The following is a 23,862-nucleotide window of genomic DNA, read 5'->3' on the forward strand; positions in this document are numbered from 1 at the left end:
TGTTATTTAAGTAATTAGTTTCTTTTTCTTGCCGTTTTTGAACAGGGTTTACCTACAAAAAAAACGTGATTTTTCTCACATAAATTATTTTGTTAGTCACCATTAGATTTTCTCATTTTAACTTCGTGATTGAACGTTCTATATTGCGCTCAAATTAGTCTTATCTTTGTTTTTTTACTACTGCACTAATCGCCGAAATGTGTTCTTTCTTGGGAACACAATGTTGTCGTATTCTACGATGTAGTTGCAGCGCATATTATTTATTTTGTTAGTTGGAGAGTGGGGCGTGAATCAGTCCACTACTATCATGCGCAAACGCGACAATGCATTCGTTCCTGTTGCAGGGTTAACGATTTTTGCTATTGCATCGGGTTATTTAATGAGCTTAATCCCATTATCTATGGGAAGCTTTGGTATTGATACGCAATATGCCGGCTGGTTAGCGAGCGCGTATTATATTGGTTTATTAATTGGCTCAATGTTAATTGAACCTATTATTGCCAAAATAGGCCATCGTCTTGCGTTTATTGGTTTTTTATTGATGCTTGCCGCGACAGTTATCGTACTGCCATGGACGCCAACCATTGAAGCTTGGTTGCCGAACCGCTTAATTGCAGGGGTTGCGGTGGCGGGTATTTTTGTGGTTGTCGAGTCTTGGTTATTGATTGGCGATAATCCGAAAGAGCGTGCTAAACGTTTAAGTTTTTATATGACGTCATTGTATGGCGGAACAACACTTGGCCAGCTTGCTATTGGTGTTATTGGAACCCATGGTGCTTATCCATTTATGGTGGTATTAGGGTTATTATTATTAGCGGTAATGCCACCGTTATTAGTGCGCCAAGGTCAGCCAGAAAGTGGTTCTCATCAGAAACTCTCATTGAAAAAAATTGCTCGTTTAAGTAAACCTGCAATTATTGGCTGTATGGTTTCTGGTATTACTATGGGAACTATTTATGGGCTAATGCCGTTATCATTGAAAAAAGACCAATTCACCACTGACCAAGTCGGTGTGTTGATGGCCTCAATTATTCTTGGTGGGATGTTAATACAGCCAGTTGTTAGTAAATTATCTATCTTAATGAGTAAAACCTTGTTGCTTGCAATGGTTTCATTATTAGGTGTTTTTGCGATGGGTGTTATTTATATTTCGAGTGATTATTTGGTGATGATCGTTGCTTTAGCGTTACTCGGTATGTCAACTTTTGCCTTATACCCGGTAGCGATAACATTGGCGTGTGATAGCCTAGATTCCTCCTACATTGTGGCAGCAACTCAGGTGATGTTGTTTAGTTACAGTATCGGTTCAGCAATGGGGCCTATCGCCGCCGGAACATTTTTAGGCCAACATAATGGTTTAGTGAATTTTTTCTTTATTGTGCTGTTAGTAACTGCAATTTATATGTTAATTGCCAGCTTACGTCGCAAGGCTAGTGTGTTAGCAAATTAATTTTATCAACAAATAAAACCAATAAATAAAAAGCTCTGTGAATTATTGCAGAGCTTTTTTGTATTCTAATTATTTCTTTTTATTCACGGTTGAAGGTGCCAGTTGTGCTTCAATGGGGGAATGCCTAGTGTTACGTACAATACGTTGTTCCCAAAGCTCCCCTAATTTGAAATCCCATGACAGCGGTGATATTTTTGTTCTACCTGCATTTGGAGCGAAAGTGAGTTCGCTGAAATACAACGTATTTTCATCAGACATCAAAAAATCAGCTCGGCAATAATCAAAAGGAGTGACGAGTATTTCTGCTAACCGTAACATCTCTTTGAATAATGGCGGTTCAGATACGGGTTCTAGCATGTTTGGATAACCAAAAGTCACGGGTTGTAACTGCCAGTTGATATCATAAATATTAATAAATTCATTACCAAATTCGTCGGTATAGTCAATTTCTGCATAGACAGGCTTACCGGAAAAACAATGAACCCGGCATGTTTCTGGTACTAACTTCCGGTTTTTATTAGCGAATAAATCAATATATTCTTCACACATAATTTGTGCGGGAATAGTTTTATAATGACGCTCTCGAGTAATATAGTAAAGATTTTTAGTTAAATGAAAATCCAATTTGTTTTTAGCTTTTAGCCAATTAAATTGTGCTTTGTTTCGACAAATAATACTACTGCCACTGTCGTGATTACATTTTAAAACAAAACGCTCTGGCAGTTTGCTTATATCAATTTCATCGACATTTTTATAAGTATCAATGATAGGAACTAAATATTCATTTCCTATTGTACGTGAGATATATTCCCTTACCGTAAGTTTATCTGCAAATTGTGAATATAATGGGTTTTTATCTCGCAACATTCTAAAATTCACTTTCTCATTAAAGCTTTTTGGGGCTTTAAAGTCAGGGCGGTAATTGAGTTTTTTAGTAAATTTATTAGTGAGATATGTTTTGTCACTCATAATGAGTGTACGTAATTTTTTTATAAAATACTCTGCTTTTTTCATGCGAGCACCAACCATTCTAAAATTGTAGTGTGTAAATGAAATCTAATTTTTATTTGATTATATTTTTTATAACTTAAATAAAACATCAATAAATGTAACGGTCAATTTAATAATTTCTTAATAAATAAATAGTAAACAAAAGATAAATAAAGGTCATTTTGTTAATAATAGCCGGGTATCTGTATGCTTTTATATCAATAATTAAATCAATCGTTTTAATTATTCGTCATTAATAATAAGGGTATTGCCTATTTAAAGTGTAACATAGGCAAGAAAGATAGACCTTAAGGGTTTATTTAGATAATGACCTCTAAACAAATGGATTTAGAAATGGCATTTTAGAAAGTTGTTATTTTTTAAATTACTAAAATTGTTATTGCAGTGGCGGTTGTCCCATTTGTTTTAAAAATCGTATTTGAGCTGCAACGAGTTGTTTGTAATCAATACAACGGTATGGCATATCGTACTGTTGGGCCAATTTGGCTAAGATGTGTGCTAGAGCAGGGTAATGGCGATGGTGCCAATTAGGGAAAAGATGATGTGTAAGGTGATAATTTAGTCCCCCAGTTAAGCGCCATAAAAAATGGGGAGTTGGTAGCCAGTCACAAGCCGTGACAAAATTATGGTGGTACCAGCCATGCGTGATTTGTTTATCCTCAGGTGCAGTAAAAAACTGTGTCTCTGCCCAATGTGTTCCTAATAATAAATAAATTACAAAAATGGAAGCAACCATCTGGCTCAACAAGTACGTGATAAATATTGCAGTTAAGCTGATCCCATGATGGTGAGCCACTATTACTGGGATACCAAGCATCAATATTAAGTGTCCTATCTTGCTACCTAAAAATAACCCCCAACCTAGTTTACCTTCTAAAACTTTCTGTGTTTTTAAGCGTGTTTTCCCCGTTCGATCAGACCAATCAAACACCAGAGCTATCCATGTGAGTGACAATGATGCGACGAAAGGCCAATAAATATGTTGATATTTCATAAAAGGTCGCCAACGCTGAAAGGGTGTTTGGCGGAATATGCCATTTTCTTCAGTGTCTAAATCATAATGTTCGATATTGGCATAATGGTGGTGATAATGAACGTGGCGTGTGCGCCAAAATTCCGGTTCTAATCCTAAGGGTAATGTAACTAAACGCCCAAATAACCGATTTTTCCAGCCGGATTTAAATAAGGTATTATGGCAGGCGTCATGTTGGCCAATCACATTTAATAGCATGATGAGTAAGACAAATACAAAATAGGACAATATGTAAACTGTGGTAGATGTTGTAATGAGAATTGGAAGATAACTCAGAACAGCAACAATAAACAAGACGCCAATTGCAGCAAGGTCAGCTAGGCTGGCATACACGTGATCGTGCTTAGTTTGCAGATATTCCTGACTTGCTTGTTTTAATGCGGTATGAAATTGTTGTTCGTTAGCATTGGCGAACTTGAGTTCGAATTCGGTGTGATGCATGTGATTCTCATTTGAGGTTATCTTCTTTATATTCAAAGAGTATATCTTTACTCAGTAAACCGTCGTAAACAAATATGAAAGGAGGTGGGAGTTTAGGCTTATTCTGAATCAGATATCATCGAAAAAATTAAATCTCGAAAATTTAAATGCGTTTTTTGATGAAAATAGTAGAAATTAATATTAATGCGGATAAGAGATTAAATACGAGATATGGATTAATTAGATTGATATGTTGTTTTATGAAGCATTTGGTAATAATACGTATTGCTTACCTACTGAGGTACGGAAACTAGCTACATCCTTGTAGAATAATCCTTTAATATTAAAGTATCAGGGAAAAATGTGTCTGTCTGTAATAAATCATGTAAAAAAAACATTTTAACTTAATACTCATCATTAATAATAAATGATTGTTATCATTTTAGGTGGGTTTATTTTAATTACTCGTTATATTTGTTTAGCCTAAGCTAAATTAGGAGCTTACCTATATTAATAATGTGCCAAAATGATGAAATAGCCACAGGTAAATTATTTTTTGAATTAGGAATGTGACATGAAAAAAATACTGTTAATAATTTTATCAACACTGATTATTCCAGTATCCGCTCAAGCCGGTTATAAATATTATGGTTGTGATAAAAAAATCTATCAATTAGAAAAACAGCTAAAATATGCCAAAATGCACGGTAATCGAAATAGAGTCATGGGGTTAGAGCGTGCTATTTCAAATGTACAAAATAACTGCTACGACCATTATTCCGGAGCCACAGGCCCAACTAAATTAAATCATCGATATAGTTTTACTGAAACGGATCATTTAGAGCAGCAGATAGAAGCGTTACAAGATGAAATTGGGCGTTTAAAAGCCGCAAAAAACTAGCTTAATAAGTAATATTAAAATCAAATATTACTTATAAACGAAAACCGTGTTGGATGAATTTAGCGCTATTGCTGCTTGTCATAATTATTGTGATATTCACTTTAATTGTTGTTTGGCTATAGCGCATTGAATTAATCAATGAAATAATAAGTTAATGTCGTTTTCTTAATTCAATATGTCTTCTTATGGTTATTCGTCCTCATCAGCACTGGTTTTTTCGGTTATTCGACTGGCATGGTTCTGTACTGTCAAAAATAACATTTCGGCTTTCTCTAAATATAATGATATCTATCGTAGCAGTACTCAGTTTTCAATGGTACGAACGATTAGGTATACACTTAACGATTGCTCCTTTTAGCTTACTGGGGATTGCCATCGCAATCTTCCTCGGTTTTCGTAATAATGCCTGTTACAGCCGTTTGATTGAGGCGCGAACGCTTTGGGCTTCATTATTAATTAATCAAAGAAATATTTTAAGGAATATTAAAGGGTTATTACCTAATGACCAATTAGCTCAAAAGGAGTTTGCGAATCTGTTGATTGCTTTTGGTTGGAGCCTTAAACACGAACTAAGAAAAACCAGTCCAATCATTGACTTGTACCGGTTATTACCTCGAAATATTTTTGATGAGGTTATCCGAAGTCCGTTTTCCACTAGCCGAATATTGTTGCAGATTGGCCTAAAGGTGGGGGAATTACGTGATAAAAAAGTCATCAGCGATGTACTCTTTCAAGCCATTAATAAAGATATTAATGCATTATCGGACGTACTTGGTGGCTGTGAACGTATTTCGAATACGCCGATCCCGTTTGCGTATACGTTAATTTTACAGCGAACAGTCTATCTATTTTGTTCGTTACTTCCTTTTGCATTAGTCGTAGACCTACATTTTATGACGCCATTTGTTTCTGTTTTTATTTCTTATACCTTCCTAGCGTGGGATGCATTAGCAGAAGAACTCGAAGATCCTTTTGGGATTGCTGCAAATGATTTACCGCTTAATGCTATTTGTAATAGTATTGAACGTAATGCATTGGATATGTTAGATATTCAACCACTTCCCCCTCAGTATCAGCCAGATAAATACTTTAACTTGTTGTAGCGTTAATCTATTTCTTATTGAAGACAGTAGAACGTGATATTCACGTTTTACTGTTTAACCTTTATACCTAATATTATTTTGTATTTTGGGGGCATAAAAATAAGCAATTCTGTACAGATAATCCTATAGATACTATACTCCCCCTATGTATATTAAAGAGGCTTAAATATGCCACATTCCCCAAAGGAAAAAAAAGCAGTCCTTACTCGGGTTAGAAAGCTGAAAGGGCAATTGTTTGCCTTGGAGTCGGCCTTGGAGGATGAAGTTGAATGTGCTGCCATTTTACAACAAATTGCTGCTATTCGCGGTGCAGTTAATGGTTTGATGGCAGGGGTATTAGAAAGTCATTTACGAGAAGGGCTTCAAGAGTCTGCGACAACACAGTTGCAAAAAGACTCAGTAGACGATGCTATCTCATTAATTCGTACCTATTTGCGGTAAATAAAGAAGGAATAACGATGAAATCACGTGCAGCAGTCGCATTTGGCCCAGGTGAGCCATTAAAAATTGTCGAAATTGATGTCATGCCACCAAAAGCTGGGGAAGTGTTAGTTAAAATTAGCCATACAGGTGTTTGTCATACTGACGCTTTTACATTGTCAGGAGATGACCCAGAAGGTTTGTTTCCTGTGGTATTAGGGCATGAAGGCGCAGGTGTTGTTGTCGAAGTCGGTGAAGGTGTTACCAGTGTTAGTGTGGGTGACCATGTCATTCCACTTTATACGGCAGAATGTGGGAAATGTGTTTTTTGCGAATCAGGTAAAACAAACTTATGCGTCTCTGTCAGAGAAACACAAGGTAAAGGTGTGATGCCAGATGGAACAACACGTTTTTCTTATAATGGCCAGCCAGTTTATCATTACATGGGCTGTTCAACATTCAGTGAATATACCGTTGTTGCCGAAGTCTCTTTGGCAAAAATTAACCCTCAAGCTAACCATGAAGAAGTTTGTTTATTAGGTTGTGGTGTGACAACCGGTATTGGAGCGGTACATAATACAGCTAAAGTGCAAGAAGGTGACTCAGTTGCTGTTTTTGGGCTCGGTGGTATTGGTCTGGCAGTTATTCAAGGGGCAAGGCAAGCAAAGGCTGGTCGTATTATTGCTATCGATACTAACCCCTCTAAGTTTGAATTAGCACGTCAATTTGGTGCGACAGAGTGTTTGAACCCTAATGATTTTGATAAGCCGATTCAACAGGTTCTGATTGAGAAAACCCAGTGGGGTGTTGACCATACCTTTGAATGTATTGGTAATGTGAATGTCATGCGTGCCGCACTTGAAAGTGCACATCGCGGATGGGGCCAATCGATTATCATTGGTGTCGCAGGAGCAGGGCAAGAGATTTCAACTCGTCCATTCCAATTAGTGACAGGGCGTTCATGGCGCGGTACGGCATTTGGTGGTGTGAAAGGCCGTAGCCAATTGCCAAAAATGGTTGAAGATGCCATGAAGGGGGATATTGAACTGTCTCCCTTTGTGACGCACACATTGCCATTAGACAGTATTAATGACGCATTCGATTTAATGCATGAAGGTAAATCAATCCGTACCGTTATTCACTATGATTAAGGAGTCTTTGATGGAGAGAATTGAACGCCATGCGTGTTTTGGGGGCTGGCAGGATGTTTATCAACATCAATCCACTGTGCTCGGCTGTGAAATGAAGTTCGCAGCCTATCTACCACCACAAGCGAAAACAGTCGCCTGCCCGGTGATTTATTGGTTATCAGGGTTAACCTGTAATGAGCAAAATTTTATCACTAAGGCGGGAGCCCAACAATTTGCGGCAAAATATGGCGTAATTCTTATTGCACCGGATACCAGCCCTCGCGGTACTGAAGTCGCTGATGACGAGGCCTATGATTTAGGGCAAGGTGCAGGTTTTTATGTGAATGCGCAGCAAGCTCCGTGGCGTAATCATTACAAAATGTATGATTATATTGTGTCTGAGCTACCTGATTTAGTCGAAACACATTTACCTGTATCTGAAAAACGCGCTATTTTTGGCCATTCTATGGGTGGGCACGGCGCTTTAATGATTGGCCTACGTAATACAGGTCGATATTGTAGTTTATCTGCATTTTCTCCGATTGTTGCTCCAACTCAGGTTCCTTGGGGGCAAAAAGCGTTTATGGCTTATTTGGGGGAAGATACGGTTAGTTGGTCTCAATATGACACCGTTGAATTGCTCGAAAAGGCTGAGGCTATTCCACCTATTTTAGTGGATGTCGGTACTGCGGATCCTTTTTACCAAGAGCAACTGAAACCAGAGTTATTTGCGGATATTTGTGATAAAAAACAATTTGAATATTGTTTGAATCTGCGTGATGGGTATGATCACAGTTACTACTTTATTAGTAGTTTCATTGGTGAACATATTGCATTTCATGCACGATATTTAAGCGATAATAACTAAAATATCATAAAGTGAGACCACTAATTGGTTTCACTTTACTATTTCCATTATTTTATCGTAATAATGCTCAAGTCACTATTCGACCACCTCATTGGAGAGCTTGCTAATTGCTTTAATTGCGCTGATTGCGACATCTTTATTTGGGTCATTACATAATTCAAGTAGGCGGTTAATCGTAATATGTTGTTTCAGCTGTATTTTACAATCGCCTAAAGCGGATATAGCGGCTATTTTTACATCATCATTTTTTCTTTTTGTTAAATCAAGTAATGTATTTATGACTTTGTTATCCATTCATTATCCTGCTAATAGGTATTAATAAATGAATTAAAACTCATTTATTTTTTAAGAGGGTAATTTCAATGTTTAAAATGCTACTAGAAGGAGGTATTTATTGATATCAAAAAACACAACTAATTTGAGTGTAGTGTGGCTGAGCTAGCGTATGAATAGGTAGTAGACATTATTACCTATTCATATTTAGTGACTAGAGAGATCGAGAAAGTTAAATAAGTTTAATTAATAAGTTTTAATTTCAAGAAGAGTATTGATAAAAAGATATTGTTTGTATATTAAAAATGGTCGGAGAGTTTACTTAGCGCTTTTATTGCAGACACTGCGACATCTTTATTTGGGTCTTTACAGAGTTCAAGTAAGCGGTTGATTGCATTTTGTTGTTCAATGGTTACTTTATAATCTCCTAAGGCAGAAATAGCTGCAATTTTAACATCATCATTTCCACGATGCGTTAACTCAATTAATGTTTCAATAATATTGTTTTCCATGTAAACCCTTTGAAATACCTGCGCGATGCTTAGGTATTCTAAGTGAAATTACTTGAGATTTATTTTTGAAATTTACGGGTTTATTAACGGATTATATAGATTTTACACTTTTTTGGGCTAATAACTATTTTATTAACTGAAGTGCATCAAGAGAGTAAATACTATTGATGTAAAGACTAACACCATTAAAAGTTATTGATAACATATTAAAATCGGTATGGTTTAATAATTCTTTATTAAGATAAGAATATTAAAGTACTTTACCCTTAAAGTGAGTTGAATAAAGTACTTTTTAGATATTAGTTAATGGCGCAAATAAACATGAGGCGTGTTATTTTCTGGGTGTTGAGTAACACCTAGGTCAGCTTGATACCATTGAGTTAAATTTTCAGTTGTTAAAACTTCAATAGGGGAACCTTGAGCAACAAGCTTTCCATCATGAATTAATAACACTTTATCTGCATACAGAGCGGTTAAGTTAAGGTCATGCAATACACAGCAAACACCTAATGGTCGTTGACGTGTCAGTTGATGCAGTAACCGTAAGCTATGCTGTTGGTGATATAAATCAAGTGCTGAAGTGGGTTCATCAAGAAATAAGCAAGCGGGTTGAGCTGTCGGTTGCCATAATTGTGCTAATACTCGTGCTAATTGAACGCGTTGTTGCTCCCCCCCTGAAAGTTGGCGGTAATCCCGCTGCCGTAGTGATTGGCAACTGGTTTGTGTTAACGCCTCATCAATAGCGGTATTTTTATATTCAGAACCGTAGGGGGTTCTTCCCATAGCAACAACATCTTCAACAGTAAAAGCAAATTGTAAGTGGCTATGTTGCTTCATGACGGCACGTTTTTGCGCTAATTCGTTATGATCCCAGTCACTCATCGCTCGGCCTTCAATAAAACACGTGCCATGGGTTGGGGTGTTATAACCTGTTAGTAATTTTAATAGGCTGGATTTCCCTGCGCCATTTGGCCCAATGATCGCGACAAATTCCCCTTGCTCAATAGATAAACTCACATTATCTATCAGTGTCTTTTCACTGATTTTATAAGATAAATTTTGTGCTTCTAATAAGAACGGTTTGGTTTGCATATTTAGATTCTCCCTGCAGGCTGTCGCAAAATGAGCCATAAGAAGTAGGGGCCACCAATCAAGCCTGTCAGCAAGCCAACAGGAATTTCAGCAGGCGCAACCGCAGTTCTCGCTACCGTATCAGCAATCAGTAATAACCCCGCCCCTACGATAGCTGAACCAGGAATGAGCCAGCGATGGTCAGGGCCGAGTGTCATACGAATAAGGTGCGGAACAACGAGACCCACAAAACCAATAACCCCACTCATTGCAACAGCACAACCGACTAACATGGCGCTGAGGAATAATAAAATAAATTTGGTGCGTTCAACATTAAGCCCAAGGTAATGTGCATCTTCATCCCCTAATTGCAGAATGTTGAGCTTATTTCCCTGCATTAGGCAGATAACACAAATAGGAAGAATAACTGAAGCGGCAATGGTCAGTGACGTCCAGTCAACATTACCGAGTGTGCCCATCATCCATAAACTAAATGTCCTTAGCTGTTGATCATTACTGATATAACTAAGAACACCGATGAATGACATGCACAGTGCATTGATTGCGATGCCCGCGAGAAGTAATTTTGCGAGGTTGCCATTTGATGAACGATTTAAGCTAAAAATAATAAAAGAAACGGTTAGGCTACCAATAAAAGCGGCAGCAACATGGCCATAACCTTGTATCACAGTCGGTAATGAAACAGAGAAAACGATAAATGCGGCAACGGATAAAGCCGCACCACTACTGATACCGAGTAAGCTAGGGTCGGCAAGTGGATTACGAAATAACCCTTGCATAATGGCACCAGACACCGCCAAGGCAAGACCAACTAAGATGGCAATTAACACACGAGGAAGGCGAATATTCAGCCATATCTGCCAATCCGAGTCTGTGGCAGAAGCCTGCCACAGTGCTTTTAATGAAAAGTTCATGGCGCCTGCATTCGACGCGATGAGAACTAAACCACCAAGTGCTAACAATAAAATGATAATCACCAAAAATGGGTTTTTAAAGCGACTCATTGGGATTTTTCTAATGCCTCACGTAGTTGTTGCATGACTTTAGGCGTACCTAAACTGAAGGTGAGCATACCGACATCATCAACAACCAAAAGCGCTTTATTTTTTCCTGCGGGGGTCATTGACATTCCTTGTAAGTTCCACACTTTTTCTATTCCGCCTAATGATTTAACCCCTTCCTGAGTAAAAATGATTAAATCAGGCTGGCTTGATAGCAAACCCTCTTGGGATAAAGGACGGTAACTGTCGAAGCTGCTCATGGCATTTTTTGCACCGACTGCGTTAATCACGCTATCTGCTGCAGTGTGCTTTCCTGCTGCCAATGGTAGAACGCCGCCATGGCTCATAATGAACAGGACTTTTTTATCTATAGGTGCCGTATTTACTTGGCTAAGTTGTTGGTTAAATTGATTAACCAATTGTTTTCCTTGCTCTGTTTTACCGACCACATTAGCGATAGTGGTAATTTTTTCTGGAATGGCTTCTAAACTGGGTTTCCCTGTTACCTTAATAATTTTTACGCCACTTTTTTCGATTTGCGAGAGAGCCATTGAGGGTTTAGCTAACTCACTCGCAAGTACTAAAGTCGGACGCATTGACAACACGCCTTCCGCATTAAGCATACGCATATAGCCCACGTCAGGGAGCTTGGTCGCTTGCTCTGGATGAAGACTGGTGCTATCACGGGCAACGAGCTGTTCTTGTGCTCCGAGTGCATACACAATTTCAGTCACATCACCACCTAAGGTGACGATACGTTCTGCTGCATAAGAACTAACAGAGATAAACAGCGTTGATAAGATTAGAAGCCATTGTTTCATAATAAGTTACCTAGGTTTAAATGCGGGGTAATGCGGTGACTTGTTGGCGCCATTGCTCTTGCTCTGGAGTCCCTTCCGTACGCTGCCCATACATTTGTGCGATTTGATTTCCTTGGTTATCGAAGACTTCAAGGCTTGTCACATGGCCATCTTGCGTTGGCTTACGTGTAACCCAGCATTCGGCGATACCATTTTCAATCATGTGCAAGGTGAAATCAGGATTGAAAATATTTAGCCACTTTAAGTCTGAACCTTCACTTTGGTATGGCATGATTTTTTTGATTTCACCAGTGAAAATTTGCACACATCCGCGGTTGCCCACAAAAATCATAATTTCGTTTTGATCTTTGAATGCAGTGTTAATCAGCTGATTGAAGGAATCATTAGGCACTTTCCAAGCCAAATCATCACTGACTGCGGCGAAAACTTGCTGGCGACTGAGGTTATTTTTCTTCAGGAGAACAAAAAATTGGTGAACATCTGTCATGTTGCGCCATTCTTGTTCTAGCTGTTGTTTTAGCTCTTCACTAACGGGCTGGCTGGTAAATGGCGCTGCTGCTTCATGGATGAGTTCCGGGTTATCTTGGGTAGCATATTTTTCAATCAGTGCTTGCCATGCCGCCATATCCGTTTCATCGGTGGTGTAAACTTTATGTAGCGCATCACCTTGTTTATCAAAGAATTGGATACTATGGCGCTCACCGTGTTTGCTATCTTCTGTCAAAGCAAAGATAGCGTCCCAATGGCTGAAAAACATTCGTAAATCAAGGGCTCGAGGGTTTAAAATTAAGCCGCCATGTGGGCTAAATGTCGCATTGTCATAGCGACCAACTTGCTCATGAACCACATATTCGTTGCGTGTAATCGCTTTCACTTTTCCAACAGTGGCTAATTCTGTCAACAAAGTGGGGGCATCGACGTTTAAACGAACAGCTTTGTCGTGACCAACACGACTATGCAGGAGCTGAGCTTCAGATACATTTAAATAGGCGGCGAGATCGCGAGCGTATTTGGCTTTGTTCTCTGTTTTTGCTTGTTGGTAACGCTCGTAAAGTGCTGAATTCACGTTTATCTCCTTAATATTGTGTGAATTACCATTGGAAGCTGACAAGCAGCTTGGCATTACGTCCATCTTGAGGAATGCCTTGTGATGAGTAGTATTCTTTATCAAAAGCATTGCCTAACACGACACTGGTTTCTAACCCTTTGAGTTGTCCTTCACCTTGGTAACTCACATAGAAGTCATGCACGGCATAGCCGGCTTGTTGTTCAGCTTTAGAGGCTTTATTGAAGTCGGTATGGCGCGTAAACTCGCCTAACCAGCCCACTGAAAAACCGCTGTCTGCGATAGGCACAGCCAAATTACTGGTGACAGAATCAGGTTTAATTGATGTTATTGATTTTCCATTAGATTCATCTTTTCCTTCAGTATGGTTATAAGCCAAACTCCAATTGAAATAGTCGGTTTTATAATCCATCGAGGCATCCCATCCCCAAATTTTTGCACGTTTAGTATTGATTGATGTGGTGTAGTTATTTTGCAGAACATATCTATCAACATTCACATATGTGTTGATGTAATCTTTCGCTTTGGTATCAAAATAGCTGGCTTTAAATTGCAGGTTATCCCTTTCCATCAATAAGTCATCGAAACGCAGACCAAAACCATATTCTGCCGTACGGGTTGATTCAGGTTTCAGATTAGGGTTTGGTTTCCATCGATTAACGATTGGCCCCATTTGGAAGTGGACCTCGTCGTTATACATTTCCATCATAGAAGGGGCTCGGAAGGCTTCTGAATATGACGCAAATAGCATCGACCACTCTGTTGGTGTGATGCTAACGGCCCCTTTAGATGACCATTTGCCTTTTTTCACATCTTCATTGCCATCGGATGTGGCTTTATAGTGGTCATAGCGCGTACCGACAATAAAGGAAACAGGCAAATCTTTTAGGCTAATTTCATCTTGTAAAAATCCAGATGCAAAGGTGATGTCCGCATCGGGGAATTGGGTGGTATTTGCATAAGGGGTTTGTTTTTGCTTATAAGCTTCACTGCCGTAAGTCAGGTTATGTGACGCTAATGGCAAGTTATAAAAGTTAGAGCGGTTATCTGCTTTTATGCCATAAGTTTTTTGTGTACGGCCTTCATAGGGGGTTCCTTGGCCTTTTGCTGTGATATTAACATCGGAGTAATAAGGCGTGACTTTAAAATTTAACCATTCCTGTGAGCCCGGTTTGATTTGATAAGTCATCTGCGCATCACGTTGGCGGGTGGTGCGGTTAACTTTTAGATTGTCACTCCCCGCATTAATTTCTTGCGGATTTTTCGGCTCATTGGCATCGTTATTATAATAACGCACTTGGCCAGAAAGCTTTTGTGCATCATCAATTTGCCATGTACCTTTCGCGAGCAGGTTACCGATGGTTTCTTTGTTTTTCATGTCATCGCCATTACTCATGCGGACATTACCGGTTTCTTTAGTCACAAAACTGAATAGCCCATCAAGGTTATCACTACGGCCAAATGCGGTACCACCGAAACCGAAGCTATGATCGCCTGTAGCGGCTTCGGTAAAGACACGGAAACCGTGGTCTTGGCCTTCACGCAACAAATCTTTGGCATCAACTGTTTCCCAAGCAATCACACCGCCCATAGCACCACTGCCATAAAGCAAGGCTGAAGGGCCACGGATGATTTCAACTTGCTTAATCAAGGCAGGGTCGATAAACGTGCCATTGACATGGCCTGTATCTGTCCCTTGGCGAATACCATCAACTAAAGTCAAAATGCCGCGTCGATCAAACCCGCGCATATAAATATCTTGCCCATTCACTCGGCTGGTGCCGGTGACGCCAATCCCTGGTACTTTGCGTAAAATATCATTGACCGTGCTGGCCGTTTTTGTTTCAGGTGAATCGTTTTTAATCACGGTAACCATCATCGGGGTTTCGAAGCTGTCACGCTCGCTCCCTGTGGCATAGACGGTCATCACATCATGATGATTTTTTTTTGGTGTTGGCTCTGTTGTTTGTGCTTGAGCACTTGCTATTACGCCTAAAATGGCGCTGGTCAGGACTGACATTCGCAAAACAGGGGACATAATTGTGATACTCCATATAGTTTTTATCTGTATTAAGCAGAATGAATTCGTATTAGTTGATGATGATGCGTTGGTCTGGAGGACCTGAATTCGGTATGACACAGGAAAAATTGCATGTAAGCAGTGTCTGAACATAGCAAGAGGAGTAAACACATAATGAAAGTATAAAGCTGAGGTAATAGCAGACTACTGGTTTGTGTTCAGCAGGACTATTTAGGGTTTTGCACATGAAAGCGACCGCTGTGCGATAGTAAAGTATCGAGTGGCTATCCTTGCTAATTCGATATTTAGCGGTACAAATGTGGAATACAGACGTCAGTTTAAACTCCATAAGAAACCTTTTCCTATGTTTAGATTAAGCTGGCTGCCTGGATAATTGACCTAGGTGGCTTGCGAATTAAGTTTTGGTGCGACTTACTTTGGGTACGGTTTTACTTAGTTAAGATCAACTTACCTGTACGCGTTTGTCTCAATTGATAAAGTTCGCCATTATGTTGAATTGAGACCTTACCGGCAGGGCCCAATAATTGTTGGCTTTCTATCACGTCAGTTTTAACGGTTTGTTTTGCCGTTTCGACGGTATTTTCTGCAACTGGGGCTGTCATATTATTTACCATACTAAGTTTGTTGATAATCGAAATGATATTGATAATGATTATCTTTAGAATGATTGCTAATATCAAGCAATTTTCACAATCAAACAACAAAAGAGCCACAAACAACTAAGTTAGTACGAAAAAACAGCATGAATCTAGTGGAAGCCCACTGACAAGGCTATAATTGAATTTCTCCATTCATTGCATGGGTGAATAAAATGAAAATATTACTGTTAGGCGCGACAGGGCTTGTGGGAAGTCATGTTTTATCCTTGGCTCTTGCAGACTCTCGTGTGACTCAGGTGATAGCACCAACACGACATGCATTAGCAGAACATGAGAAATTACAAGCACCTATTGTAGATTTTAATCATCTGCCTGATGAGGCTGCATTATGGGAAGTCGATGCGGTGATTTGTGCACTGGGTTCAACTCTCAAAGCAGCAGGGTCGAAAGCGGCATTTCGTCAAGTAGACTACACTTATCCTTTAACTTGTGCAGAGCTGGCCAAAAAATGGCACTGCCCGACATTTGTGTTGACTTCTGCTTTGGGGTCAAATGCGAAGTCACCTTTTTTTTATAGCCGAGTAAAAGGGCAGCTCGAACAAGATTTAATGTCACTGGGTTTTGATTCTTTAACTTTGGTTCGGCCGAATGTGATTAGTGGTGACCGCCAAACAGCGCGTTTGGGTGAAGTCGTTGTGATCCGTATTATTTCTTTTCTATCACCTATACTGCCAGCTAGTTGCCAAGTTAGCCCCGCAACAAATATTGCGAAAGCATTATTTGAGGCCGCTGTGGCTCCCTCTAAAGGGGTTCATGTTATTTCATCTAAACAGCTGATATAACACTGAGTCGTTCATTTTTATTAGTTATGCTGATTTTTATTTCACATAAAAATGCCGCTGGGGCTTTAACAGGGTTTGTCAGTCTATTCGCTTATATTGGGGCATCAATCGCAGGATATTCATTATCAATCGTTATTGAAAAATACCAATGGAATGGTTTCTATTCCTTACTATTAGGCCTATCCATTTTCTTAATTTTACTGCTAATTATTGTAATGGTAATGACGAAGAAAGAGGTCAGCGTGGAAGGTTGATTCTTCTATAGCGTTATACTAAACCAAGTCTACAATAGTCGGCTTGATTGCTTGCAAACCTACCTCTGAATTTGTGTTAATAAACTCGATTACTTGTATCGCCGTCCATCTAAGGGGCGGCTTTTTACTTAACTTGCAGCCAAATATTATTATTTTACTCAAAATGGACAGCTTTATATTTTTGTGTAAACGTTTACACTAATCGAGATGGATCACAGAATCCTATTGAAACTCGTTGCTATAATTCGTGGTAACGACAGGTTTGAAGGTGAAGTTATGCTTAAGCAGTATTGAGGGAGAAGATAAATGCAACAGGATCAACGATTGATGATAGGGCTGTGGATGGCTGCGGATAGCAATCAAATATCCCCAATGGTGATGAAATTGAGGAGACAGATAAGATGAATACAATGCCATTTAACCCTTCGGATTGCCCCCATCGTCGCTATAACCCATTAACGGGCCAATGGGTGTTAGTGTCTCCCCATCGAGCAAAACGCCCGTGGAGCGGTAAAGATGAAAAGTCATCAATAGAAGATTTACCTCAGTATGATGCACACTGCTTTCTTTGCCCAGGTAATACAAGGGTTTCAGGGGAGGTCAATCCTAACTACCAAGGGACTTATGTATTCCAAAATGACCATGGTGCATTATTAGCACAACCCTGTGCCCAACCTGATAATCAATCTGAGTTGTTTCAATCACAATCGGTGAGTGGTGTTAGCCGAGTGATCTGTTTCTCTCCTGATCACAGTAAAACACTGCCAGAGCTGTCTGTGCCTGAACTTGAAGGCGTTATCGAAACATGGCAGCAACAAATCGCCGAATTAAGTGAACACTATGCTTGGGTTCAAGTTTTTGAAAATAAAGGGGAAATAATGGGGTGCTCTCAACCTCATCCTCATGGACAAATTTGGGCTAGTGATTTTTTACCCAATGAAATTGCACGTAAGGACCACTTTCTCGCGCAATATTATCAACGTCATGACCGTAATTTATTAATTGATTATATTAAAGCAGAACAACAAGATGGCTCACGGATTGTTGTTGAAACTCAAGAGTGGATTGCACTTGTCCCTTATTGGGCGGCTTGGCCATTTGAGACGCTGTTACTACCAAAACAACATATTCGCCGCATGGATGAAATGAATGAAGTCATTCGCGCAGACCTTGCTATAGCGCTAAAAAAACTCACAAGTCGCTACGATAACCTATTTCATTGCTCTTTCCCTTATTCAATGGGATGGCACTTTGCGCCTTTTATGAATGAAAGCCAAAGTATCGAACATTGGCAATTACATGCTTTATTTTATCCACCATTACTACGTTCAGCGACAGTGAAAAAGTTCATGGTGGGGTATGAAATGTTAGCGGAAACCCAGAGAGACATCACGCCAGAACAAGCCGCGCAACGTTTACGTGAGGTGAGTGACTGCCATTATAAACAAAATTAAACCGCTAAATAATTTATCAAATTGTAATTAACTTGGCTGTGTGCTGGGTTAAGCAAATGACGTATTAAGGATAATAAAAAATGGAAACGTTAAAGCAAACTGTTGCCACATCGTTTGAAAAAACCTTTGGTTATCAACCTGAAATATATGTTCAAGCGCCAGGGCGAGTGAATCTTATCGGTGAACATACAGACTACAATGATGGTTTTGTTTTGCCTTGTGCGATTGACTACCAAACGATGACTGCAGCAGCAAAACGTGATGATCGCATCATTCGAGTCGTTGCGGCTGATTACCATAATGAGTGTGATGAATTCAGTTTGGATGGCGATATTACATTTTTGCCTGAAAAAATGTGGGCGAACTATATACGCGGCGTAGTGAAGTTTCTCTTACAAAGAGGGTTTTCGTTTAATGGTTGCGATATTGCAGTCAGTGGAAACGTTCCGCAAGGAGCGGGCTTAAGCTCTTCAGCTTCACTAGAAGTTGTGATTGGACAAACACTTAAAGCCTTGTATCAATTAGATATTAGTCAACAAGATATCGCGCTGAATGGCCAACAAGCTGAAAACCAATTTGTTGGTTGTAACTGCGGTATTATGGACCAACTGATTTCAGCTTGTGGTGATGCAGGCCATGCTTTACTTATTGATTGCCGTAGCTTGGCGCTATTTCCTATTTCCATACCTGATGATTTGGTTGTGATGATAATCAATTCAAATAAGCAACGAGGCTTAGTTGGGAGTGAATACAATACACGCCGCCAACAATGTGAAGAAGCCGCCAATTTGTTTGGAGTGAAAGCGTTGCGTGATGTCACATTTGATGATTTTTTGCAGCAGCAACACCAATTATCTCCTATTGTTGCCAAGCGAGCTAAACATGTGATCAGTGAGAACGAGCGTACTTTGGCGGCAGCAAAAGCATTAACGCAAAATGATTTATTGCAACTAAGCGAATTAATGGCGCAGTCACATATTTCCATGCGTGATGATTTTGAAATCACAGTTAAAGAAATTGATACTTTAGTGGATATCGTTAAGTCCGTTTTAGGTGTTCAAGGCGGGGTACGTATGACTGGAGGGGGCTTTGGTGGCTGTGTGGTTGCAGTGATGCAGCAGCAATGTGTTCAACCAGTGATTGACGCGGTAGAAGCGCAATACCAGAAAGCGACAGGTTTACAAGCCGATATTTATGTATGCCAACCTAGCTCAGGTGCGAGTGTGGTGCGTTAAAAGCAAATCAACACATTGAGAAGTTGAAATAACATGATGTTTACTCAAGAAAAAAATCAGACATTAGGTTCACCCAAAGTCGTCGTGTTAACCAACAAAAATGATATGGAAATTACCCTGACAAGTTTAGGGGCAAGTTGGCTAAGTTGTATTTTACCACTAGCGAGTGGGAAACGAGACGTTGTCCTAGGTTCGCCAAATATGGATAAACAGAAGGAACAAGACGTGTATTTGGGGGCGACAGTGGGGCGCGTGGCTAACCGAATCACGAATGCACGCTTTTCTATTCATGGTGAAAATTATTTAGTATCAGCCAACCAAGGGGTGAATTGCTTACATGGTGGGAAAGATAATTTTAGCTATCGAGTTTGGGCAGTTTCACAGCCTAGTGCTCAACAGGTTATTTTTTCACTTATTTCGCCAGATGGTGACCAAGGTTTTCCTGGGGAATTGAACGTTGAGGTGAGTTATGAATTAACGGATGAAAACCAAGTGATTATCCGCTATAAACACCAAACTACAAAGAGCTGCCCTGTGAACCTAACCAATCATGCTTATTTTAATTTGGCAGGTGAAGGTAGTGATAAAACAGCTCTAGATCACGCTCTTACGATTTACAGTGATTGTTATTTACCGACAGATAAAGCAGGGATCCCCAGTGGGGAGTGGCGTAATGTGACTGGTGGTAATTTTGATTTTCGCCAAAGCAAGCTCATTGGCCGCGATTTTCTCCAAGATAACGACCAAGTTTCTGCCGGGGGATATGACCACACATTTATTCTCGATACAGCTCGTATTGATGGACGGCAAACGGTGGCATCGCTGTGTGCTCCCGAGAGGGACGTAAAAATGAATATTTCTACAACGATGCCCACCATGCAGCTTTATACAGGGAATTATTTGATTTCAGTTGCGGGTAAAACAAAATCGTATACGCCTTTTTCTGGTGTTGCATTTGAAACGCAATTTCCACCTGATGCAGTTAACCACCCTGAATGGGGGGAGCGATACAGCCCGATTTCACAGCCTAATCAAATATATTGTAGTGAAACGTGTTATCAATTTATTTTTTAGGCCTACTGTTGATTAACACCGCTGAAATGCGGTGTTTTATTTTTCTATATTATGCATAGATGAGTCTTAGCTAAATAATTTTAATATGCGCTATGCCATTGTTTTTAATTCTAGCTCATTGTTTAATAAGCCATCCTAATTGTAGAGGTGCACGATGGCGACAATCAAAGATGTGGCAAAAGAAGCGGGTGTTTCTGTTGCAACTGTTTCACGGGTGATTAATCAATCACCTAAGGCAAGCCAAGCTTCTATTGCATCCGTAAAAAAGGCAATGAATAAGCTAGGGTATCGCCCAAATGCGGCGGCTCGCGCGTTAGTGAACCAAAGCTCAAATACAATTGGGGTACTCGTTAACGATGTGTCAGACCCATTTTTCGGTGTTATGGTTAAAGCTGTTGATGCAGTAGCCCATAAAAATGGTAAACATATCTTGATTTGTAACGGTTATCATAATGCAAAAGAAGAGCGCCAATCTATTGAGCTATTGATTAACAACCGCTGTGATGCTTTGGTCATTCACTCTAAAGCCCTTGATGATGCAGAACTACTCCAATATGCGAACGAAGTCCCGAGTATGGTACTGATCAACCGTCATATTGATGAGATTGCAACCCGCTGTATTTCATTGAATAACTACAAAGGTGCCTATTTAGCAACGGAACACCTCATTCGACATGGGCACACTAAAATTGCGTACATCTCTTCAAATCACCAAATTGAGGATGCGGTACAGCGTTTGCAGGGCTATCGAGATGCGTTAAAAAATAATGGTATTCAGCTGTCTGATAGCTATGTTGAATATGGTGCTCCTTATGGGGAAGGTGGGGAGCAAGCGATGACTAATTTGCTGATAAAATCACTCGAAATCACTGCGGTCGTGGGTTACAACGATTTTATGGCCGCAGGAGCCATCGCGGTATTAGATGAAAATGAAATTCACTCGCCAGAACAAGTTTCGGTTATTGGTTTTGATGATGTATTGATTGCCCGCTATATCCATCCACGCTTAACAACGATTCGTTATCCCATTCAAATGATGGCAGAAAAAGCCACTCAGTTAGCACTTTCCTTAGCAAGAGGGGAAAAAACGACAGTTGAAAGTTTGATTTACTCACCGACACTGGTTCAACGTAATTCAGTTAGGCCTTTGCACGCCTAGTGATTTTATAGGCATAAAATTACCGCATTTCATGTAAACGTTCTCATTAATATTTGATGAGCTTCACGGAATCATCAAAAAATAGATTACTTTCGAGTAATTCGTCTTCGTTCTTTTCTAAATACTTGCATTAAAATCTGTTATTTAACTCACTAAGTTAACGTTGTTGAGGATATTGTGAAAATATGTGATTCATTTAACGGTGATATTTTGTGGTAACGTTTACACTGGCTTCGTGATCATTTGGCGAAGGAATTTGATTATGCAAACTGAAGGGGTTGGGTTAAGCACATTAGATTACGGAATATTCATTCTGTATGTGCTTATCATTATTAGTGTGGGTCTTTGGGTTTCTCGAGATAAAAAAGGGCAAAAAAAAGGTACAAAAGACTATTTTCTGGCAGGAAAAACATTACCTTGGTGGGCGATAGGTTCTTCACTGATTGCGGCAAATATCTCTGCAGAGCAGTTTATTGGTATGTCCGGCTCTGGCTTTTCAATTGGTTTGGCCATCGCATCCTATGAATGGATGGCAGCACTAACTCTGATTATTGTCGCAAAATACTTTATGCCCGTATTTATTGATAAAGGTATTTTTACCATTCCAGAATTTGTTGAAAAACGCTTTAATAAAACGTTAAAAACGATTTTAGCCGTATTCTGGTTAGCATTATTTATCTTTGTTAATTTAACTTCAGTTCTCTATTTAGGGTCGTTAGCATTACAGACAATCCTAGGTATTCCAATGCATTATGCTATTTTTGGTTTAGCATTATTTGCAGTGATTTACTCTCTTTATGGCGGGCTATCTGCGGTTGCGTGGACGGATGTCGTACAAGTTTTCTTTTTAATTTTAGGCGGTTTTTTAACCACAATAATGGCGGTGAGCTATATTGGTGGTGATGCGGGTTTATTCGCGGGTATGAGCCGTATGGCAAGTGAAGCGCCTGCACATTTTGAAATGATTTTAAGCCAAGACAACCCGCAATTTAGCAATTTACCCGGTATTGCCGTATTAATTGGCGGACTATGGGTTGCCAATTTATATTACTGGGGCTTCAACCAATATATTATTCAACGTGCATTAGCGGCCAAATCAATTAATGAAGCGCAAAAAGGCTTGGTTTTTGCGGCATTTCTCAAACTGATTGTCCCAATCCTTGTTGTTGTACCGGGTATTGCTGCATTTGTGATTGTTTCTGACCCTGCATTACTGGCGGGATTAGGAACAATGGCACAAGAGCATATGCCAACACTGGCCCAAGCGGACAAAGCCTACCCATGGTTAACTCAATTCTTACCTGTCGGCGCTAAAGGGGTCGTATTCGCGGCATTAGCTGCGGCTATCGTTTCTTCTTTAGCTTCCATGTTGAACTCAGTGGCAACTATTTTCACCATGGATATCTACAAAGAATACATTGCTCCATCAACCGCGGACCATAAATTAGTGAATGTCGGGCGGATCAGCGCGGTTGTTGCCTTAATTGTGGCATGTTTTATCGCACCATTATTAGGTAACATTGGACAGGCTTTCCAATATATTCAAGAGTATACGGGGTTAGTTAGCCCTGGTATTTTAGCGGTATTCTTACTAGGCTTATTTTGGAAGAAAACCAATGCAAAAGGTGCGATTATCGGTGTGCTGCTCTCAATTCCGTTTGCGCTATTCTTAAAACTGATGCCGTTAGGTATGCCATTCCTTGACCAAATGATGTACACCTTCTTCTTTACTGCGGTGGTGATTGGTTTAATTAGCCTGACAACGGCAAAAGAAGATGACTGTGAAGGGGCTATTATCCTAACGTCGGAGACTTTTAAAACGTCGACAGGTTTCAATATCGCATCCTACGCAATTATGGTTATCTTGTGTGTGTTATATGCGTTGTTCTGGTAGTGCAATATTTCTAACAACCTGATAAGTAAATGATAGCACTAGGCGGGAAGGAACACTCCCGCCTTATTTTTTGCATTTATTAACTTAAATAATGACCTAACATTAGTATCGAAATCATTTTCGTTATTCTCGCTTAATAATCTCCCTTCTTTATGTATGGTTAATTGTGTCTAAATTGATTTTTTTAATAACTATTTGTTATAAGTAAA

The 23,862-nt window shown here is 39.7% G+C and carries 23 protein-coding genes; 13 read left to right on the forward strand and 10 right to left on the reverse strand.

The features are described 5' to 3' along the window. The first annotated feature begins 307 nt into the window (after positions 1-307). Positions 308-1,450, forward strand: coding sequence for an MFS transporter (locus P3L37_RS06175; protein WP_004912983.1), 1,143 nt, complete (start codon positions 308-310; stop codon positions 1,448-1,450). A 69-nt stretch (positions 1,451-1,519) separates the two neighbouring features. On the opposite strand, the gene P3L37_RS06180 is transcribed toward P3L37_RS06175, so the two are convergent. Next, on the reverse strand, positions 1,520-2,464 hold the full coding sequence (locus tag P3L37_RS06180; protein WP_109913350.1) for an ATP-grasp fold amidoligase family protein: 945 nt from the start codon (positions 2,462-2,464) through the stop codon (positions 1,520-1,522). Between the two features lie 373 nt (positions 2,465-2,837). After that, positions 2,838-3,935: a fatty acid desaturase family protein gene (locus P3L37_RS06185; protein ID WP_109913131.1), complete on the reverse strand. Its 1,098-nt coding sequence runs from the start codon at positions 3,933-3,935 to the stop codon at positions 2,838-2,840. Between the two features lie 553 nt (positions 3,936-4,488). On the opposite strand from P3L37_RS06185, the gene P3L37_RS06190 reads away from it, so the two are divergent. The 5 genes from P3L37_RS06190 to fghA all read left to right on the forward strand — a co-directional run bounded on the left by P3L37_RS06190 (position 4,489) and on the right by fghA (position 8,336). Beyond that, positions 4,489-4,815: a DUF1090 family protein gene (locus tag P3L37_RS06190; protein ID WP_272667337.1), complete on the forward strand. Its 327-nt coding sequence runs from the start codon at positions 4,489-4,491 to the stop codon at positions 4,813-4,815. Between the two features lie 185 nt (positions 4,816-5,000). Next, a complete protein-coding gene (locus P3L37_RS06195; RefSeq protein WP_110732092.1) occupies positions 5,001-5,918 on the forward strand; it encodes a bestrophin family protein in 918 nt (305 codons plus the stop codon). A 168-nt stretch (positions 5,919-6,086) separates the two neighbouring features. Next, on the forward strand, positions 6,087-6,359 hold the full coding sequence (gene frmR, locus P3L37_RS06200; protein ID WP_109913133.1) for a formaldehyde-responsive transcriptional repressor FrmR: 273 nt from the start codon (positions 6,087-6,089) through the stop codon (positions 6,357-6,359). A gap of 17 nt (positions 6,360-6,376) precedes the next feature. Beyond that, positions 6,377-7,489, forward strand: a complete 1,113-nt coding sequence (locus tag P3L37_RS06205; protein WP_004912967.1) for an S-(hydroxymethyl)glutathione dehydrogenase/class III alcohol dehydrogenase — start codon at positions 6,377-6,379, stop codon at positions 7,487-7,489. A gap of 10 nt (positions 7,490-7,499) precedes the next feature. Continuing rightward, positions 7,500-8,336 carry an S-formylglutathione hydrolase gene (fghA, locus tag P3L37_RS06210; protein ID WP_109913134.1) on the forward strand — a complete coding sequence of 279 codons (837 nt, stop codon included), beginning with the start codon at positions 7,500-7,502 and terminating at the stop codon, positions 8,334-8,336. Between the two features lie 75 nt (positions 8,337-8,411). Here fghA and P3L37_RS06215 read toward each other — a convergent pair whose 3' ends face one another. The 8 genes from P3L37_RS06215 to hemP form a co-directional block, all read right to left on the reverse strand. After that, entirely contained in the window at positions 8,412-8,630 is a 219-nt protein-coding gene (locus tag P3L37_RS06215) for a HEAT repeat domain-containing protein (protein WP_004912961.1), read from the reverse strand. Positions 8,631-8,908: 278 nt separating this feature from the next. Continuing rightward, complete coding sequence (locus P3L37_RS06220) at positions 8,909-9,121, reverse strand: HEAT repeat domain-containing protein (protein WP_272667338.1); 213 nt, start codon at positions 9,119-9,121, stop codon at positions 8,909-8,911. A 303-nt stretch (positions 9,122-9,424) separates the two neighbouring features. After that, entirely contained in the window at positions 9,425-10,213 is a 789-nt protein-coding gene (locus P3L37_RS06225; protein ID WP_004912955.1) for a heme ABC transporter ATP-binding protein, read from the reverse strand. Between the two features lie 2 nt (positions 10,214-10,215). Next, positions 10,216-11,217, reverse strand: coding sequence for a FecCD family ABC transporter permease (locus P3L37_RS06230; RefSeq protein WP_004912953.1), 1,002 nt, complete (start codon positions 11,215-11,217; stop codon positions 10,216-10,218). Next, positions 11,214-12,035 (reverse strand): hemin ABC transporter substrate-binding protein, encoded by an 822-nt coding sequence (locus P3L37_RS06235; RefSeq protein ID WP_004912949.1) that lies wholly within the window; start codon positions 12,033-12,035, stop codon positions 11,214-11,216. Before P3L37_RS06235 ends, P3L37_RS06230 begins: the two co-directional genes overlap by 4 nt. 16 nt (positions 12,036-12,051) lie before the next feature. Then, positions 12,052-13,101 carry a hemin-degrading factor gene (locus P3L37_RS06240; protein WP_004912947.1) on the reverse strand — a complete coding sequence of 350 codons (1,050 nt, stop codon included), beginning with the start codon at positions 13,099-13,101 and terminating at the stop codon, positions 12,052-12,054. 25 nt (positions 13,102-13,126) lie between these two features. Beyond that, positions 13,127-15,139, reverse strand: coding sequence for a TonB-dependent hemoglobin/transferrin/lactoferrin family receptor (locus P3L37_RS06245; protein WP_117162497.1), 2,013 nt, complete (start codon positions 15,137-15,139; stop codon positions 13,127-13,129). Between the two features lie 431 nt (positions 15,140-15,570). Further along, positions 15,571-15,744, reverse strand: coding sequence for a hemin uptake protein HemP (hemP, locus tag P3L37_RS06250; RefSeq protein WP_004912942.1), 174 nt, complete (start codon positions 15,742-15,744; stop codon positions 15,571-15,573). Between the two features lie 209 nt (positions 15,745-15,953). Between hemP and P3L37_RS06255 the strand changes: the two genes are divergently transcribed. The 7 genes from P3L37_RS06255 (at position 15,954) to P3L37_RS06285 (ending at position 23,653) form a co-directional block, all read left to right on the forward strand. Next, the gene (locus P3L37_RS06255) at positions 15,954-16,583 is read left to right on the forward strand and encodes an NAD(P)H-binding protein (protein ID WP_004912939.1); all 630 of its coding nucleotides are present in this window, start codon (positions 15,954-15,956) and stop codon (positions 16,581-16,583) included. A gap of 26 nt (positions 16,584-16,609) precedes the next feature. Then, positions 16,610-16,837, forward strand: coding sequence for a hypothetical protein (locus tag P3L37_RS06260; protein WP_004912936.1), 228 nt, complete (start codon positions 16,610-16,612; stop codon positions 16,835-16,837). A 401-nt stretch (positions 16,838-17,238) separates the two neighbouring features. Next, a complete protein-coding gene (locus P3L37_RS06265) occupies positions 17,239-18,291 on the forward strand; it encodes a UDP-glucose--hexose-1-phosphate uridylyltransferase (protein WP_117162496.1) in 1,053 nt (350 codons plus the stop codon). 80 nt (positions 18,292-18,371) lie between these two features. Continuing rightward, the gene (gene galK, locus P3L37_RS06270; protein ID WP_109913138.1) at positions 18,372-19,526 is read left to right on the forward strand and encodes a galactokinase; all 1,155 of its coding nucleotides are present in this window, start codon (positions 18,372-18,374) and stop codon (positions 19,524-19,526) included. A gap of 33 nt (positions 19,527-19,559) precedes the next feature. Further along, the gene (gene galM, locus P3L37_RS06275) at positions 19,560-20,600 is read left to right on the forward strand and encodes a galactose-1-epimerase (RefSeq protein ID WP_109913139.1); all 1,041 of its coding nucleotides are present in this window, start codon (positions 19,560-19,562) and stop codon (positions 20,598-20,600) included. A gap of 154 nt (positions 20,601-20,754) precedes the next feature. Beyond that, positions 20,755-21,759, forward strand: a complete 1,005-nt coding sequence (locus P3L37_RS06280) for a substrate-binding domain-containing protein (protein ID WP_109913140.1) — start codon at positions 20,755-20,757, stop codon at positions 21,757-21,759. 262 nt (positions 21,760-22,021) lie between these two features. After that, positions 22,022-23,653 (forward strand): sodium/sugar symporter, encoded by a 1,632-nt coding sequence (locus tag P3L37_RS06285; RefSeq protein ID WP_036958441.1) that lies wholly within the window; start codon positions 22,022-22,024, stop codon positions 23,651-23,653. Positions 23,654-23,862 lie beyond the last annotated feature (209 nt).

Origin of the sequence: Providencia sp. PROV114, assembly GCF_032704305.1 — a bacterium.
Lineage (GTDB): Bacteria > Pseudomonadota > Gammaproteobacteria > Enterobacterales > Enterobacteriaceae > Providencia > Providencia rettgeri.

Excerpts from the sequence above, each read along its gene's own strand:
- P3L37_RS06175 (WP_004912983.1), top strand. The coding sequence starts at position 308 with ATGCGCAAACGCGACAATGCATTCGTTCCTGTTGCAGGGTTAACGATT.
- P3L37_RS06180 (WP_109913350.1), bottom strand. The coding sequence starts at position 2,464 with ATGAAAAAAGCAGAGTATTTTATAAAAAAATTACGTACACTCATTATG.
- P3L37_RS06185 (WP_109913131.1), bottom strand. The coding sequence starts at position 3,935 with ATGCATCACACCGAATTCGAACTCAAGTTCGCCAATGCTAACGAACAA.
- P3L37_RS06190 (WP_272667337.1), top strand. The coding sequence starts at position 4,489 with ATGAAAAAAATACTGTTAATAATTTTATCAACACTGATTATTCCAGTA.
- P3L37_RS06195 (WP_110732092.1), top strand. The coding sequence starts at position 5,001 with ATGGTTATTCGTCCTCATCAGCACTGGTTTTTTCGGTTATTCGACTGG.
- frmR (WP_109913133.1), top strand. The coding sequence starts at position 6,087 with ATGCCACATTCCCCAAAGGAAAAAAAAGCAGTCCTTACTCGGGTTAGA.
- P3L37_RS06205 (WP_004912967.1), top strand. The coding sequence starts at position 6,377 with ATGAAATCACGTGCAGCAGTCGCATTTGGCCCAGGTGAGCCATTAAAA.
- fghA (WP_109913134.1), top strand. The coding sequence starts at position 7,500 with ATGGAGAGAATTGAACGCCATGCGTGTTTTGGGGGCTGGCAGGATGTT.
- P3L37_RS06215 (WP_004912961.1), bottom strand. The coding sequence starts at position 8,630 with ATGGATAACAAAGTCATAAATACATTACTTGATTTAACAAAAAGAAAA.
- P3L37_RS06220 (WP_272667338.1), bottom strand. The coding sequence starts at position 9,121 with ATGGAAAACAATATTATTGAAACATTAATTGAGTTAACGCATCGTGGA.
- P3L37_RS06225 (WP_004912955.1), bottom strand. The coding sequence starts at position 10,213 with ATGCAAACCAAACCGTTCTTATTAGAAGCACAAAATTTATCTTATAAA.
- P3L37_RS06230 (WP_004912953.1), bottom strand. The coding sequence starts at position 11,217 with ATGAGTCGCTTTAAAAACCCATTTTTGGTGATTATCATTTTATTGTTA.
- P3L37_RS06235 (WP_004912949.1), bottom strand. The coding sequence starts at position 12,035 with ATGAAACAATGGCTTCTAATCTTATCAACGCTGTTTATCTCTGTTAGT.
- P3L37_RS06245 (WP_117162497.1), bottom strand. The coding sequence starts at position 15,139 with ATGTCCCCTGTTTTGCGAATGTCAGTCCTGACCAGCGCCATTTTAGGC.
- hemP (WP_004912942.1), bottom strand. The coding sequence starts at position 15,744 with ATGACAGCCCCAGTTGCAGAAAATACCGTCGAAACGGCAAAACAAACC.
- P3L37_RS06255 (WP_004912939.1), top strand. The coding sequence starts at position 15,954 with ATGAAAATATTACTGTTAGGCGCGACAGGGCTTGTGGGAAGTCATGTT.
- P3L37_RS06260 (WP_004912936.1), top strand. The coding sequence starts at position 16,610 with ATGCTGATTTTTATTTCACATAAAAATGCCGCTGGGGCTTTAACAGGG.
- P3L37_RS06265 (WP_117162496.1), top strand. The coding sequence starts at position 17,239 with ATGAATACAATGCCATTTAACCCTTCGGATTGCCCCCATCGTCGCTAT.
- galK (WP_109913138.1), top strand. The coding sequence starts at position 18,372 with ATGGAAACGTTAAAGCAAACTGTTGCCACATCGTTTGAAAAAACCTTT.
- galM (WP_109913139.1), top strand. The coding sequence starts at position 19,560 with ATGATGTTTACTCAAGAAAAAAATCAGACATTAGGTTCACCCAAAGTC.
- P3L37_RS06280 (WP_109913140.1), top strand. The coding sequence starts at position 20,755 with ATGGCGACAATCAAAGATGTGGCAAAAGAAGCGGGTGTTTCTGTTGCA.
- P3L37_RS06285 (WP_036958441.1), top strand. The coding sequence starts at position 22,022 with ATGCAAACTGAAGGGGTTGGGTTAAGCACATTAGATTACGGAATATTC.